This is a genomic window from uncultured Turicibacter sp. (assembly GCF_938044715.1).
GTDB classification, from domain to species: Bacteria; Bacillota_I; Bacilli_A; order MOL361; family Turicibacteraceae; genus Turicibacter; species Turicibacter sanguinis.
This window is the reverse complement of the sequence record NZ_CALIOS010000016.1, coordinates 1-14,450: the sequence shown is the minus strand read 5'-3', so window position 1 is coordinate 14,450 and position 14,450 is coordinate 1. Positions and strand designations below refer to the sequence as shown.

At 34.2% G+C, this 14,450-nt stretch carries 14 protein-coding genes; 9 read left to right on the top strand and 5 right to left on the bottom strand.

Annotated elements, in window-relative coordinates; genetic code table 11:
• Nucleotides 1–98: 98 nt before the first annotated feature.
• Nucleotides 99–1,613 (bottom strand): bifunctional UDP-sugar hydrolase/5'-nucleotidase, encoded by a 1,515-nt coding sequence (locus QWC74_RS01560; protein ID WP_006785616.1) that lies wholly within the window; start codon nt 1,611–1,613, stop codon nt 99–101.
• A 197-nt stretch (nt 1,614–1,810) separates the two neighbouring features.
• On the opposite strand from QWC74_RS01560, the gene QWC74_RS01555 reads away from it, so the two are divergent.
• The 4 genes from QWC74_RS01555 to QWC74_RS01540 all read left to right on the top strand — a co-directional run bounded on the left by QWC74_RS01555 (nt 1,811) and on the right by QWC74_RS01540 (nt 4,036).
• Entirely contained in the window at nt 1,811–2,260 is a 450-nt protein-coding gene (locus tag QWC74_RS01555; protein ID WP_006785617.1) for a hypothetical protein, read from the top strand.
• A 156-nt stretch (nt 2,261–2,416) separates the two neighbouring features.
• Nucleotides 2,417–3,004, top strand: a complete 588-nt coding sequence (locus QWC74_RS01550) for a hypothetical protein (protein ID WP_006785618.1) — start codon at nt 2,417–2,419, stop codon at nt 3,002–3,004.
• A 27-nt stretch (nt 3,005–3,031) separates the two neighbouring features.
• Complete coding sequence (locus QWC74_RS01545; RefSeq protein ID WP_006785619.1) at nt 3,032–3,571, top strand: GNAT family N-acetyltransferase; 540 nt, start codon at nt 3,032–3,034, stop codon at nt 3,569–3,571.
• Nucleotides 3,572–3,589: 18 nt separating this feature from the next.
• Nucleotides 3,590–4,036, top strand: a complete 447-nt coding sequence (locus QWC74_RS01540; protein ID WP_006785620.1) for a hypothetical protein — start codon at nt 3,590–3,592, stop codon at nt 4,034–4,036.
• A gap of 13 nt (nt 4,037–4,049) precedes the next feature.
• Here the strand turns inward: QWC74_RS01540 and nhaC are convergent, their stop codons facing one another.
• A complete protein-coding gene (gene nhaC, locus QWC74_RS01535; protein ID WP_006785621.1) occupies nt 4,050–5,453 on the bottom strand; it encodes a Na+/H+ antiporter NhaC in 1,404 nt (467 codons plus the stop codon).
• 517 nt (nt 5,454–5,970) lie between these two features.
• Here nhaC and QWC74_RS01530 point away from each other — a divergent pair.
• The 4 genes from QWC74_RS01530 to QWC74_RS01515 all read left to right on the top strand — a co-directional run bounded on the left by QWC74_RS01530 (nt 5,971) and on the right by QWC74_RS01515 (nt 11,411).
• Nucleotides 5,971–6,171, top strand: a complete 201-nt coding sequence (locus QWC74_RS01530) for a cold-shock protein (protein WP_006785622.1) — start codon at nt 5,971–5,973, stop codon at nt 6,169–6,171.
• Between the two features lie 130 nt (nt 6,172–6,301).
• Nucleotides 6,302–7,723, top strand: a complete 1,422-nt coding sequence (locus QWC74_RS01525) for an MATE family efflux transporter (RefSeq protein ID WP_006785623.1) — start codon at nt 6,302–6,304, stop codon at nt 7,721–7,723.
• A gap of 413 nt (nt 7,724–8,136) precedes the next feature.
• The gene (locus QWC74_RS01520; protein WP_006785624.1) at nt 8,137–10,674 is read left to right on the top strand and encodes a UvrD-helicase domain-containing protein; all 2,538 of its coding nucleotides are present in this window, start codon (nt 8,137–8,139) and stop codon (nt 10,672–10,674) included.
• 5 nt (nt 10,675–10,679) lie between these two features.
• Entirely contained in the window at nt 10,680–11,411 is a 732-nt protein-coding gene (locus QWC74_RS01515) for a hypothetical protein (protein ID WP_006785625.1), read from the top strand.
• Between the two features lie 23 nt (nt 11,412–11,434).
• On the opposite strand, the gene QWC74_RS01510 is transcribed toward QWC74_RS01515, so the two are convergent.
• The 3 genes from QWC74_RS01510 to QWC74_RS01500 all read right to left on the bottom strand — a co-directional run bounded on the left by QWC74_RS01510 (nt 11,435) and on the right by QWC74_RS01500 (nt 13,980).
• Nucleotides 11,435–12,049, bottom strand: coding sequence for a TIGR00266 family protein (locus QWC74_RS01510; RefSeq protein ID WP_262957767.1), 615 nt, complete (start codon nt 12,047–12,049; stop codon nt 11,435–11,437).
• 16 nt (nt 12,050–12,065) lie between these two features.
• Complete coding sequence (locus QWC74_RS01505) at nt 12,066–13,484, bottom strand: recombinase family protein (protein WP_155222938.1); 1,419 nt, start codon at nt 13,482–13,484, stop codon at nt 12,066–12,068.
• A gap of 121 nt (nt 13,485–13,605) precedes the next feature.
• Nucleotides 13,606–13,980, bottom strand: a complete 375-nt coding sequence (locus QWC74_RS01500) for a helix-turn-helix domain-containing protein (RefSeq protein ID WP_155222939.1) — start codon at nt 13,978–13,980, stop codon at nt 13,606–13,608.
• Between the two features lie 173 nt (nt 13,981–14,153).
• Here QWC74_RS01500 and QWC74_RS01495 point away from each other — a divergent pair, with 173 nt between their 5' ends.
• The gene (locus QWC74_RS01495; protein WP_155222940.1) at nt 14,154–14,357 is read left to right on the top strand and encodes a helix-turn-helix transcriptional regulator; all 204 of its coding nucleotides are present in this window, start codon (nt 14,154–14,156) and stop codon (nt 14,355–14,357) included.
• Nucleotides 14,358–14,450 lie beyond the last annotated feature (93 nt).

The window sequence follows — 14,450 nt, the reverse complement described above, 5'->3', positions numbered from 1 at the left end:
AAATTTATACAACTTTACCATTATTATAAACACTTTAAAGGATGTTTAGTCCTATATTAACTAAAAAAGCCATCTAGAGAAGACTAGATGGCGCTTTTTTATTTTATAATATGAATAAATTGACGGTCATCAACTGTAACATGTTGATGTTTCTTAAAGTAATCGATAATAATTTCAGTCATTTCAATTTGGATTTCTTTGATAATTGGACAATCACGGAAGAATTCATAACCTCCAACACCACTTGAACGATAGTTGTTCATCACGAGTGAGAACGTATCCGTCGGGTTGACTTCTTGGCCTTTCACGATCATGTTAACGACTCGTTCACCGACAGGTTTAGTTAAATCAAATGTATACTCCACATTTGAGAAGAAATCATAGTTGTAGTGAGCCACTTTAGGTTGAAGGAAACGTTTAGATACAGATAGTTCTCCATTTGTATAATCAATATAGGAAGCGCAGACTTCTAATGCTTGCTTTAAAACTTTTCCACTAACTTCACGGACAACTAATGTATTCGGGTAGACATAAGTTGAAACAATGTCGCGAACGGTAACACTTTTGTTAAATCCTTTAACAGCGTTGGCAAAAGAAGTACAAGCTAAATCACATTCTGCCACTTCGAGTTGAATTTGGTTAATAAAGTTAGCAAGTAATGAACCATTAATCGCCATATCAAGACGATCACTTGGTTGTAATTCTACATTTAAATAACCGACCGGACAATCTAGCCACTCTTGAACACGATTTTCGAGTGGTAATAGGGTATCATACATGACTTGATCAGGATGATTTTCAAATGCATTTAATGAAGAGGTTACGCTCGTCACATGATGATCATCTGTTTGAACATGAACTTCAGCATATTTTGTTGCATTGTGTGGAGTTTGGATGATATGAGTCCCAAATAACGTTTGATTTTGTAGTGGGATATGTTGATGTCCTGTTAGTAAGACATTAAAATCTAATTCTTTACAAACTTTATAGGCTATATTTTCAGAAGATGTACTTAATTGTTCATGTGTTGATAAATCGTATTCAAATCCACCATGATAAATTCCAATTAAAACATCAACTTGAGGTTTTAACTCATCGTGAACTTGTTTAATTGAAGTAAAGGTATCACGCACTTCGAAATTTGTTAAATTATACTCTTTTTCCCAAATAGGAATAAAGTCAGTTGTAAATCCGATAATCCCAACTTTTAAACCGTTTTCCATTGTTTTTATGTCGTAACCTTGAATAGGCAGCTGATTTGTTTTATCTAGGACATTTGTACATAAACATTTCGCATTTAAATAATCGAGATATGATTTTAGATAGTCATAGCCATAATTAAATTCATGATTTCCTAGTGTAATATAATCATATCCTCCTGCATTCATCACCTCAGCAATGGGATGTTTAATTAATTTCTCACTACTTAAAAAAGTGGTAAAAGGAGAGCCTTGAATGGTATCACCACCATCAATGATTAGTGTATTTCCATCCTTTTGATAAGACGCAATAATATTTAGCATCCCCATCGGCTTGATTGTTGTATCCGTATAATCTGTTGGATAAACATATCCATGTAAATCGGAAGTAAAATAGATTTTTAATTCTTTCATTATAACACCTCATACAAATTATAACACAAAATTCGACATCAATCTGCCCGTGCTATCATTATTGTGCGATAAAAGTATTAAAACATGAAGTGAATTTGCAAAATAAATGAATTTTAAAAAAGGAACCACCATTTTTTTATGTGAATTTAATAATAGAATATGATAAAATAATAAAAAAACAAAAAGGAAGATCAATCATGGCCGAAAATATATTAAAATTTAAGGATTGGAATGATCTAGAGGGAACAGAATTACTTCAATTATTGGAGCAATCAGTTGATTTAGATGAAGAGCTTTATGAGCTGATGATGAAAAAAGTACCATATTTGTTAAAACAGACAAAAATGGTACACAAACAAACTTATAAAACAACAAAAATTTCAATGAAATTAAGTAAACAGACAAAGAAGTATTATTTAAAAGTTTCGAAATCAATTTTGAAATTAATTAAAAATTCAGAAGTTTCAAATGAGCTAAAGGTTGAATTAATTGAGTTGTTAAAAGAAATCACTCTCAAAATTGAGAAATGTGATGAACGAGATAAACACTTTTTAACTCAACAACAGGTTAAAACATTTGGTTATAGTACACTAGCCTTAGCTGGATTGGTAGCGATTTATGGGGTAAAGGCTATCAAAAAAGATTAAAAACTCATCAAAAACAGAGGCGATTCCACTTAGTGAAATTGACTCTGTTTTTTTTAGTGATAACCTAACTTTGTTGATAAAATGAATCTATCATATCATGTTTTAGAGATATAAGGAATAGAGTAGTATTAACAAACCTTACAGGAGGGGAGAGGGATGGCTAGTAACGTTCAATATCAAAGACAATTATTTTTTCAAGTTCATTGCGGAGTTAATCTCCTTTGTTTTGCGATTACATTAATGTGTGTGGTGGCTTTAAAATTTAGCATTGGGTTGTTACAATTATTTGCTTTAATTTTGCCACTCGTTGGGATTGCTTCTTTTTTTGTGAATGATAGTGTGAGTAAAGGTCGAAAAGTTGTAAAGGAATGTTATTGTTTTGGGAGTATGGCTAGTCTTATTTCACTTTTGCTTGTTTCACAACTTTTATTTCAATTTAGTGTAGCGGGATGGATTTGGGAATTAGCATATTTTATTGTAACAGCGGCCGCTGTCATTGCAATCGGTTATTTTATCCTCATGGCAGATTCGTTACTCTTAAGTAAAACCTTAACGCCTATTTCAATTGTTGCAGGATTAATCATTGGACTACTAGTGGCAATTGTTATCTATAAATTTTTCATTTGTTATTTTTTTACACCCGGATTTTTGATTTTTTGGAGCTATACCTTTTGGATTATAGATCTCATTTTAACGGTATTAGTTTGTCTAGATTTGCGAATTATTTTATTTAAAGGAAGATAAGTTAGATTAATAGAAAAGAGGCTTTATATGTTACAACCTTATATAGAAGGTGAATTAGTTTATTTGAGTGAATTTAAAAAAGAAGAATTACCTTTGTTACTAGAACTTTATGAAGATGAAGAGTTTATGGAGGACTTTGGCTATATTGAGGGAGTTGTCCAAACATATGAGTCACTTTACACATGGTATGAAGAACTAAAATTATCTGAAGATGAAATCTTTTATTCCGTTTATGAAAAAAAAACTCAGGAATGGATTGGATTTATTAGTTTAATGGATATAAATGAAGGTGAACGAGAAGGATGGCTTGTAATTGGATTAACCCAAATCAAAAGGGGGAAAGGATTTGGGAAAGAGGCAATGTTTTATTTAATTAATGAAGCCTTTCATCAAGGATTAACAACAATTCGACTCAGTGTGTTAAGTCATAATGAACGTGCCATTAGGTTATATAAAAAACTAGGATTTAAATTGGAAATGATTTATCCAAAAGAACAGTTCCCCAATTTTTTTCAAGTAGATATTATAGAACTGAGTCTTGAGGAGACAGAGTTTAATAGCAGATAAGAAGAAGGGGGAAGTGGCGTGAGAAATCAGTTGAAAAATTCAAATTGGTTGGAATTTGAACAAGCCTTTCCTGAGTATTATGCCTCACTAGGGAAAATTCACTTCGATTCCTGTCAAATTAATGGCTCACGTATTGGAAGTTTGCAATTAGTCACGACGGAACAAGAGGTGCTTCAATATATAGAGCCGATTGCTTTACATGGATACGAGTACTTGACAATGGGGCTTGTGATTCGAGGAAATGATGTTGAGGCATTTCATTATCAAGTTAATTTTTTAAATATTGAAAAACAAAGCATCAAAAAAATTAGGCAAAATATTGTTTCTGAAATAACACCAGAGTTTAAAATAATTACGGTCACGTGTAAAATCCCAGCCCATGCTCATTTAGCTAAAGTTAGTTGGGAGATAACGGGATGTGCAACAGGGATCACGTTATATAAACCAAGTGTGACATTAAAATAAAAAAAACTCAGCGTTAAAGCTGAGTTTTTTCATTTTGATCTATTTTTGTCATTGAGAATCCAGTGGCTGCTAAAATAAGTGAAAACAGTGGACTTAATAAGTTAAAGAATGCAAATGGTAAGAAAGCAATAGGGTTCAAGCCAAGCGTTGCCATCATGTAGGATCCACAAGTTGTCCATGGGATAAGTGGAGAAGTCACGGTCGCACCATCTTCAAGAGCGCGTGATAAGTTTTTCGGCGCTAATCCACGTTTTGGATATTCATTTTTATACATACGACCTGGCATCACAAGTGCTAAATATTGATCACCTGTTACAATATTTGTGAAAATACAAGTAAAAATCGTAGCGAATACAAGTCCGAATGTCCCTTTTGCATATTTTAAAATGGTTGAGGCAATGGTTTCAAGCATTCCTGTTTTTTCTAAAACGCCACCAAATGATAAGGCGCAAAGGATTAAGGAAACGGTCCATAACATACTATCTAAACCACCACGTGTTAATAAATCATCAACAGCGGTGACTCCGGTTTGAGAGTAATAGCCATAGTGCATAGCTGTCATGATGTCTCCCACATTTGCCCCTTGGAAGATCATCGCAAACACCCCACCAAGTAACGTACCAGTTAATAAGGCAGGAATCGCAGGCACTTTTAAAATAACCATCGCAATGACAGCAACAGGTGCTAGTAATAAGATAGGTGATAATGTGTGGAAATTTCCAATTAAGGTGTTTTGTATAATGTCGATTTGACCAGTATCTAGTGATTGTCCAGCATATTTTAATCCAAGGACCGTGTAAAGTATGATTGAAATAACATACGCAGGAACTGTCGTATACATCATATGTTTGATGTGTTCAAATAACGTCGCACCAGCCATGGCAGGTGCTAAGTTAGTCGTATCAGATAAAGGGGACATTTTATCTCCAAAGTAGGCCCCAGAAATGATGGCCCCAGCAATAATAGGTGAAGGAATTCCAAGTGTTTGTCCAATTCCTAATAATGCAATCCCGACTGTTCCAGCTGTTGTCCAAGAAGAACCCGTTGCCACGGATACGATAGAACAAATTAATAAGGTAGCAACTAAGAAAATACCAGGTGATAAAATGTTGAGTCCCCAATAAATCATTGAAGGGACAACCCCTCCTAAAATCCATGTTCCAATTAAAGTTCCAACAATGAGCAAAATTAAAACAGCTTGTAAGGCCATTGTAATGGTTTGGATAATCCCCTCTTCAAGCTCACTCCATTTATACCCCAAACGAAGTACTCCAATTAAGGCTGCGACTCCAGTGGCTAAAATTAATGGAATCTGTGGATCGACATTAAACTTTAATAAAGCTAATGCCAACATGATGACTAAAAAAACAATAGGAATTAGAGCTTCAAATAGCGTCGCTTTTCTAGGTTGTTTCATCTTTATTTCTCCTTCTTATGAGTGTTATGTTTGTTCTCAGTTTTGTTGTTTTGAAGTCCCCAATGAATCATTCTAAATTAGTTTCATTGTGAGCATAAAATCAATTGTCACAACGAGTCGAAAAAACACATTTTTTTGCCGACATTCAATATATCATTTTATATCTTAAACTGCAAATAAATCATGAAGTTTATAAAATGTAATTTTTGGAAAATAATACTTTTACTTCAAAAATATTAGGATATATTTGGATAATTTTAAAGGGTAGTTCTTTTTATAAGTTTCTCTAAAATTATTTTAATTATTCCAAAAAATATAAAATAAATATATTATAAGGTTGATAAAAATGGAAATTTATGATATGTTAAAGAAGTACTTAATAGTTCTTTTTGTTTGTTTCACAGTATATCAGATTGGATTGCGTTTCTGGGGGTTTTTTAACTACAGGGTAAAAAGGTGTGGGGTTACAAAATAGTATTAAGTCACTAATCTTTATTTTTATTCGGAGGTATTTATTATGAATACAGGTACAGTTAAATGGTTTAATGCAGAAAAAGGATTTGGATTCATTTCAGTTGAAGGTGGAGAAGACGTATTCGTTCATTACTCTGCAATCACTGGTGAAGGATTTAAAACATTAGAAGAAGGACAAAAAGTGTCTTTTGATATCGTTGAAGGAAACCGTGGAGCTCAAGCTTCTAACGTAGTAAAATTATAATTCTATTTCAAAATAAGACATGAATGAGCTAGTAGCCATGGGTTACTAGTTTTTTCTTGTTCGTTAAAAGGCTAGAAAGTAAAGGAATGACTAGGGTCAGGGTTTCATCATAAAGAAGAAGGTGAAGAAAGTGGAGAAAAGACTTGATTTAACAAAGGGTCATATTATTGGAACGCTTGTAAAGTTAGCTTTACCCATAATGGGAACCTCATTTATTCAAATGGCGTATAATCTGACCGACATGATCTGGATTGGTCGTGTCGGAAGTAGTGCAGTAGCGGCTGTTGGAACGGCCGGATTTTTTACCTGGTTAGCGATGGCATTTATTATGATTTCAAAAATTGGAGCTGAAATTAAGGTCTCACAAACAATAGGTGCTCATTTATACGAAGAAACAAAAGGTTATGTTCGAAGTGCTATACAAATTAATCTCATTTTAGCTGTTTTATATATGATGGTTCTGTTCTTCTTTAAAGAACCTTTAATTGGCTTCTTTAACTTAGGCGATGAGGAAATTATTCAAATGTCCTATACTTATTTAGAGGTTATGATTATTGGAATGATTTTTTATTTTATCAACCCTGTTTTTACAGCTATCTTTAACGGATCAGGCGATAGTAAAACGCCATTTATGATCAATACCATTGGATTAATCTTCAATATTGTTTTTGATCCAATTTTAATTTTAGGATTTGGACCTATTCCGGCGCTGGGTGTTTTAGGAGCTGCCATTGCAACGGTGTGTGCTCAAATAGTGGTTAGCTTATGTTTCTTAGTTATTATTTTACGCAGTAAAGCAGCCTACTTAAAAGTGAACTTATTTGAAAAGTTTGATATAAAATTCATTAAAATCATCTGTAAAATCGGCTTTCCAGGAGCGCTTCAAAGTGGATTGTTCACGTGTATTTCAATGGTGCTTGGTCGATTGGTAGCCGCTTATGGAGCTGTTCCAATTGCTGTTCAAAAAGTTGGATCTCAAATCGAATCGATTTCTTGGATGACTGCAGGAGGATTTTCAACGGCGCTCGGTGCCTTTGTTGGACAAAATTATGGAGCAAAACAATTTGATCGAATTCAAAAAGGCTATCAAACGACAATGCTTTTAGCACTAGGTCTTGGTGTTTTTGCAACCGTTCTTCTTGTCTTCTTTGGGGAACCGATCTTTTCATTTTTCTTACCAGAAGCAGAGGCTATTGAACAGGGAAAAATGTACTTAAAAATCTTAGGGTATTCGCAATTATTTATGTGTATTGAGATTACGACACAAGGATTATTTAATGGATTAGGTCGTACGTACATTCCATCCATTGTCGGAATTATCTTAACCGGTGCACGTATTCCACTCGCCTATGTGATAGGACAACCTCATGTACTAGGAATTGATGGGGTTTGGTGGGCGATTACACTAAGTAGTGTCGTCAAGGGTCTCGTACTGGCAGGTATTTATTTCTATCTTTCAAAACGTCAGCGTCTTTATTTAAAACAAGCCCCATCAACTCTTGAAGGAGAAGGTGAACGAAGTTCTCAGGAATTAAAATTAAAGATAGAATAAACCAAAAAGGCGTCCGATACGGATGCCTTTTTTATATGAGAAGCCAAACAACGATGATATACAACGATTGAAATATTTGATAAAATAGATAAGTTCAGATTAGTTTTGTAAAACTGTAAAATTTTTGAACTATCAGTGGAGAAGGCCTTTTCAAGAGCAGGTTAGTCATTCTCTAGTAGCTAAGAAGGGGATAACCTATGAGCTAAGTGAACCACATAGTGTAGGGAGCCTGTTGTGTTCTTTGTCAGGGATTCTTTGCATGAGTTACTCCACTTTTAGTGAAGTAAGCTTTGGACGATAGGATACCTTAGGTTCAAAAAAGCTTAAATCCTCAGATAGATTCATGAGTGTGAAATAGAGTTCAGTTTCAATCAAGTAGAAAAAGAAGTAAAAAGGTAGAAAGGGGAATGGTGATGAAAATATTAGTAACTGAAATGTTTTTGAGCCATATCCCTCGTGGTAAAGAAACATTTGTGTTGCAAAAAATGAGTCAATTCGTGAAAGATTATGTAGAATATAAGTTTAACATGTCTGCGATGCGTGGAGGCGTGTCTGTGCGTGAAATTAAACATAATCGCAATGGGTTGCGTATTTTTAAGCTTCGAATTAATAAAGGTGATCGGATCTTGTTTACCTTTGATACAAATCGTGTTCGAAGTGAGTACCGACAAGCCATTTTGTTTTTAGATTATTGTCATCATGATGATCAGGCAATGCGAGGACGACAAATTGGAATCAAAGAAGATAGGATTGAGGTTGTATCTTCTGAAGAAGATGTAGTCGATGCCTACATTGATCAACAATATGAAAATTTTGATTATGATCCTAATGTCATCATTACCAGAGTCATAAACGTCGAAACGATGAATCAGTTACTTGACGATCGAGATGAAAAGGCGATTTATTATTTAAATGATGAACAGTTTCAATGTCTGGCGCCAACTGAGTCGCCAACGTTTTTATTCGGAAGTGCCGGAAGTGGAAAAACCACGATTAATATTCATAAAGCGTATTTACTTGCCTTGCAACCGATTCGTTTAGCTTATTTCACGTATTCTTCTTATTTAGTTGAAGATGCAGTTAAATTATTCAAAAAAATTGTGGAAGATTCTGATGAGGTGAAAGCGGATGATATTTTAAAACGGGTTCAATTTCTTCACTACAATCACTTTGTTTCCACAGAGGTTCGAGCGTATCAAATGATGACATACGAAGCATTTCGCTTATGGGCAATTGAACGCCAACCGATGCTAATTAAACAAATCGGATTAGATGTTTATGATTTGTGGAAAGAAATTCGGGGCATCATTAAAGGAATGATTCCAAAAGAATGGATTCGTTATGCCATCCCTATTTCTGATTTTCCATATCCGTCAGAGGTCATGGAAGTGATGTTGAAAAAAGGCTTAGCTCATGTTGAAAATGACGTGTTAATCTTACATGCTGATGCCTTATATGAAGCAAAAAAACATTATTTAGATCGCTATACCCTACAAGCGATTATGCTTATGCATCAACTGCTTGATGAGTATTTATTCACACATAAAATGATTGAAAAAGAGATCTATCTTTCACTTGATGAGCAGTATTGTGTGTACGAACGAAAACAACGTGAACTGTTGTATGAGTTAGCGGTGCGTTATCAGTTCTTTTTAGATGATGAGAAAAAAGTGGATGAGAACGATCTATCAAGAGCGCTGCTTCAAAAAATAATCAAAAAAGAAGTGAATTTATTTGATTATGTCATTGCTGATGAAATTCAAGATTTGACGGAGATTCAAATTTATTGTTTGATTCGCTTGTCACGAAATCGTAATCAACTGTTATTTAGTGGAGATATTAATCAAACCATTCGACCTACTTATTTTCATACAGGACGCGTTGAAAGCATTATGAAAACATCGAATACCCATTTAGGTTTTTTGAAACATCAACTGGTGAAAAATTATCGTAGCACAAAAGAGGTCGTAGATTTAGCGAATAAAGTCGTGGATCTTCGGATCAAGCGCTTAGGATTAAATAAAAAAAATGATTATCATGAAATTGCTATCCGTGGTCTTTCACATGCGGTTTATTATTTACAGAGCACGAATCCTCAAAATGTCATTAAGCTCATTGAGACGGGCTTAAATCGACATTATGTTGCGATCGTCGTGCCAGATGAAGCTGAAAAACGGAATTTAGAGCGTTTAACCCAAGTGAAAGGGGCCGTCTTTACGGTTGAAGAAATTAAAGGAATCGAAAAAGATTACATCATTTGTTATAATGTGATGTCTAAGTTTAAATCGCTTTGGGAAACCATCTTAAATACCGATGTGATGCATCAAAATCAATACCGCTATTACTTTAATTTATTGTATGTTGCGATTACAAGGGCTCGTCAGCACTTATGTTTTGTAGAAGAGGACATGCCGCCGTCATTATTTGAGTATCTGAGTGATGAACTCTTAATTTTTTCTGAGTTTGATGAATCGGCTTTAAAACTAAGTCAAATTTCAAGTGATAATCAGTTCTATAAAGAAGCAACATTATACGAACGTCGCGAATTATATGAACAGGCTATTACCGAGTACGAGCTATCGAAATTAGAGGTGGCGAAACATGATATTAAACGGTGTCAGGCTTTGATGAAAAATAGAGAAGGGCAGCATATTGAAGCGGGAATCGAGCTCTTAAAATTAAAAGAATTTGAACAGGCGGCAAACTGTTTTAGACAGGGGCAAGATGTGCTCCGCTATTTACAGGCATTGGTTTATCAAGATTGTCCGTTTGAAAAAATACAAGAAGAATTATTAACCTTTGGCATTGAAGACGTGATTAGTTATGTCTATTTACAACCAACGCGAGTCTCGTGGCTTCGCCGTTTTAATAAGTTATATGCCATTCATTTAACTAAGCGAACACAAGTCATCGATCACCTAATGGAATGTATTGATGAAATGAAAGGGTGAGGGAAATGGACGTCGAATTTTTAGATTTAATTAAAACGTTTGAGAAAACGTTAAAACGAATTGAAGTGTTAGATCATAAAGTGACATCATTTAAAGAAGTATTGGAAACATTAAAATCAAATTTAGATGAACTCGTTGAAATGGTCATGCTTGAAGAAATTGTGGAGTTGTCACAAAACGGGACGCAAAAAATTAAAGCCTTAAATCATGAAATGAACCAGTTGATGAGTGCTTATTCATCAGTGGCACAACTTCAAAAACTAAGTGAGGAAGAAGCCAACAGATTTCAAAAGCTAGAGCAAGGAGTGGCAGAACTGAAACACCTAATCCAAAGAAAAGCGCCTCAAATGTCTTCAAGACTACTTGAACTGGCAGATGAGATTTATTATGTGGATGAGGAGTCAAATCTTTGCTGTGAATCAAACATCATCAATCAAACACTAATCACAACAGGTGTTAAAAGCATTGCTCAACATCAAGATTTATTATTTGTTAGTTGTGAACAGGAGTTAGTGGTGATGAAAGACAAACAGCTTTTAGTCAGTTTTCCGATTCAATGTGAGAGTTTTTTTGTAGAAGGCTATCTCATTTACTTCTTAGACCATCAAATGTTAAAACAGTGTCATCTGTTAACACAAGAAGTCACGGTGATTGAAGAGGACGTGCTATTCATGATGCCACAACATGACAAAATCTTGATTAAAACCACGTCGGGATTAAAAAGACTAGCCTATTAAAAAAGAGCTCGATTGAGCTCTTTTTAATTTCCTCCAGTAGGGATAAAGGGGAGTAAACGACTTGCTACATTTTGCATGGTTAAGGTTTGTAAATAAACTGTTCCGGGTCCTGTTAATTTGGTTAAGAAGAGACCTTCTCCTCCAAAGAAAATATTTTTAAATCCTTTAACGGTTTCAATTTCATACTTGACCTGACGATCAAATCCAACGACATTGCCTGTGTCAACTTTAATGACTTCACCGGGTTTTAATTCACGTTTGACCACGCTTCCAGCGACTTCTAAAAAGACTTTTCCATGACCGGATAATCGCTGTAAAATAAAACCTTCGCCACCAAATAAACCAGCCGATACACGTCTAGTCCACTCGACACTTAAATTAACGCCAGGTTCACCGACTAAAAATGAACTTTTTTGACAAATCCAATCTTGTCCTGGAACTAAATCAAGTTCAATGATTTTACCAGGAAACGTTGAAGCAAAGACGATTTCTTGGTTTGGAAGGCTTGAGGTATAGGTTGCCATGAATAAAGATTCACCCGAAAACATGCGGCCAATCCCTTTCATTAAGCCTCCCTTAATGTTAGTATTCATTGTAATCCCATTGTCCATCCAAGCCATACCACCTGTTTTAGTTATTTTATAACGCCAATGACTAAACGAAAGTAATATCGTGTATTACCAATGATTCACGACGTCCTGTGGTTAAATAACTCAACTTTGAAACTTCAATTTTTTTAACGTAATCATGCAATAAAGCTATTTTATCACAACGTTCTAGGTTATTCCATGTAGCGGGAAAGTCATCACATTCAAAATTGAATATTTTAGGAACAGCTACATCTTGTAGAGTATTAATTTCATTTTCTAGTTCTTCTTCTTTTTGTTTAAATTCGTTTGAACGCTCCTTAAATTCTTCAAGTGATATTAAGTCGTTTTCAAAAGCTATGTAGCATTTTTTTCGTTTATTCTTAAGTTGATTTAATTCCTTTATTAATTTTTCTTTATTATTGGCTTTAGCAAATGAAACATTAATATCAAATGCTCCTTCTTTAACGGACTTAAGTGTTGATACCATTTTTTCTACAAAAGCTTTTTCTAGTTCTTCTTCATTAAACATAGAACATCTGCATTTTGTTCGATTATACTTATGGGAGCACCGATAAGATAGGGTAGTGTTTTTTGATGCAGAACCGCTCGCCGATCCACAAATAGCATTACCACATAATCCGCATACAAGGAAACCAGTAAAAATTCTTCGATTTTTTTTCTGACGTGGAGTAGCCACTTCTTTCTTATTCCTGTAGACTTCTTGTACTTTATCGAATAAATCTTGGTCAATGATTTGGGGATAAGCATTTGGAATTACATGTTTAGTTCCATCTTTGAAACGTGTGATAGATTCTCCAAGATATGAGCGACGTTTAATCATACGTAGAATTTGAGTATTGCCAAAATTCATAAATTCTTTCGGATAATTATCGAAAATATAACTAGAGATGGAATTAGATCCATGACCTTGTGCATACATATTAAAAACAATTTTTACGACTTCTGCTTCTTCTTCGTTAACAGATACTTTTCCTGTTTTATTATCGTAATTATAACCAAAGGGTACGGTTCCAACAATTTTTCCTGATAATGCTGCTTGTTTTACTCCAAGGCATACACGTTCTTGAATTGTTTCTCGTTCCCATTGAGCGACTGCGCCCATCATGGTTAAAGTAAGTCGTCCATTTGCTGTTGTATTATCAAATGATTCATTTAGACTGATTAATTTTAGATTATTTTGATCCATATAGTCTACTATATTTTGTAAGTCACGAACACTTCGAGTTAAGCGGTCTAATTTATGAATGGCAATTCCATCAAATTCATTATTCTTCAATCTATCAAGTAGTATTTTTATATATGGTCGATTTAAATCTTTTGCACTATAACCTTCATCAGTAAAGACTTCGTACTCATAGTCATTTAATTTTGCATATTGTGTTAATTTATCTACTTGAATTTCAATTGAATATCCATTTAATTGTTCTTCAGTAGAAACACGAGCGTATAAAGCTAGTTTCATTTCATCACCTTATTCATACTTTATTAGTTAAAAACACACCTTTTGGTGTGCTTTTTATTTAATTTTTCTTTGATTTTGAATGCATTCCATTTCCTCACTTTGTATGTGTCCACATTAAAGTTTAATCTGTATATATTGGGATGTGAGTTAGTTCTGAAATTCTTTTCAAAGCTTCAATCTTTCCATTCTGATTTAATTTTTGAAAAGATTTAATTAATTGATCTTCTAACCCTAATTTTTTAGAAACTTTTTGCTCTAATTGTATGGGAGCATCTTTTTTTACTAACCATACAGGGTTAACATCTAGCGCTTTAGCGATAGACTCTAAAATAGGTAGTTTGTATTGACATATAGTTCCATTTTCATATCGTTGGATAGTAGAGGGAGCTACGCCGACATCAGAAGCTACATCTTGAAGCGTCAATTTAAGTGCGGATCTACGTGATTTTATTCTATGCCCAATTTCTTTATTAGTTAGATTATTTTTGTTAGTCACTGGATCACCTCTTTTCTGTGCATGACTTTATTATACAATAACTCCCTAACTTTGCACAGTGCAAATAATGTTTTTGCAAAAATATATTTTTTTTGCGCTGTGCTATTGAAAAAAGAATTGCATGGTGTTAATATATAGTTAAAAATTGCATAGTGCAAAAAGGAGAGATGAATTTGGTAAATACACAAAAATTAAAGGCGAGATTAGTCGAATACGGAAAAACACAAAAGGATATCGCATTAGCGTTAGAATTAGCACCGTCTACAGTGAGTCAGAAAATTAATAACATTAGAGTGATGAATTTGCAGGAGGCAGATACAATTGCTACTATGTTGGATATTGACACTCATATGTATGGAGAATATTTTTTTGCTTAATTAATTGCGTAGTGCAAAAAAAGGAGGTAAGTATGACAAAAGTAACAAATTGTACAGTAGAAAAAGCAGTTGGTTTCTTTGAAGCAGCTCGTA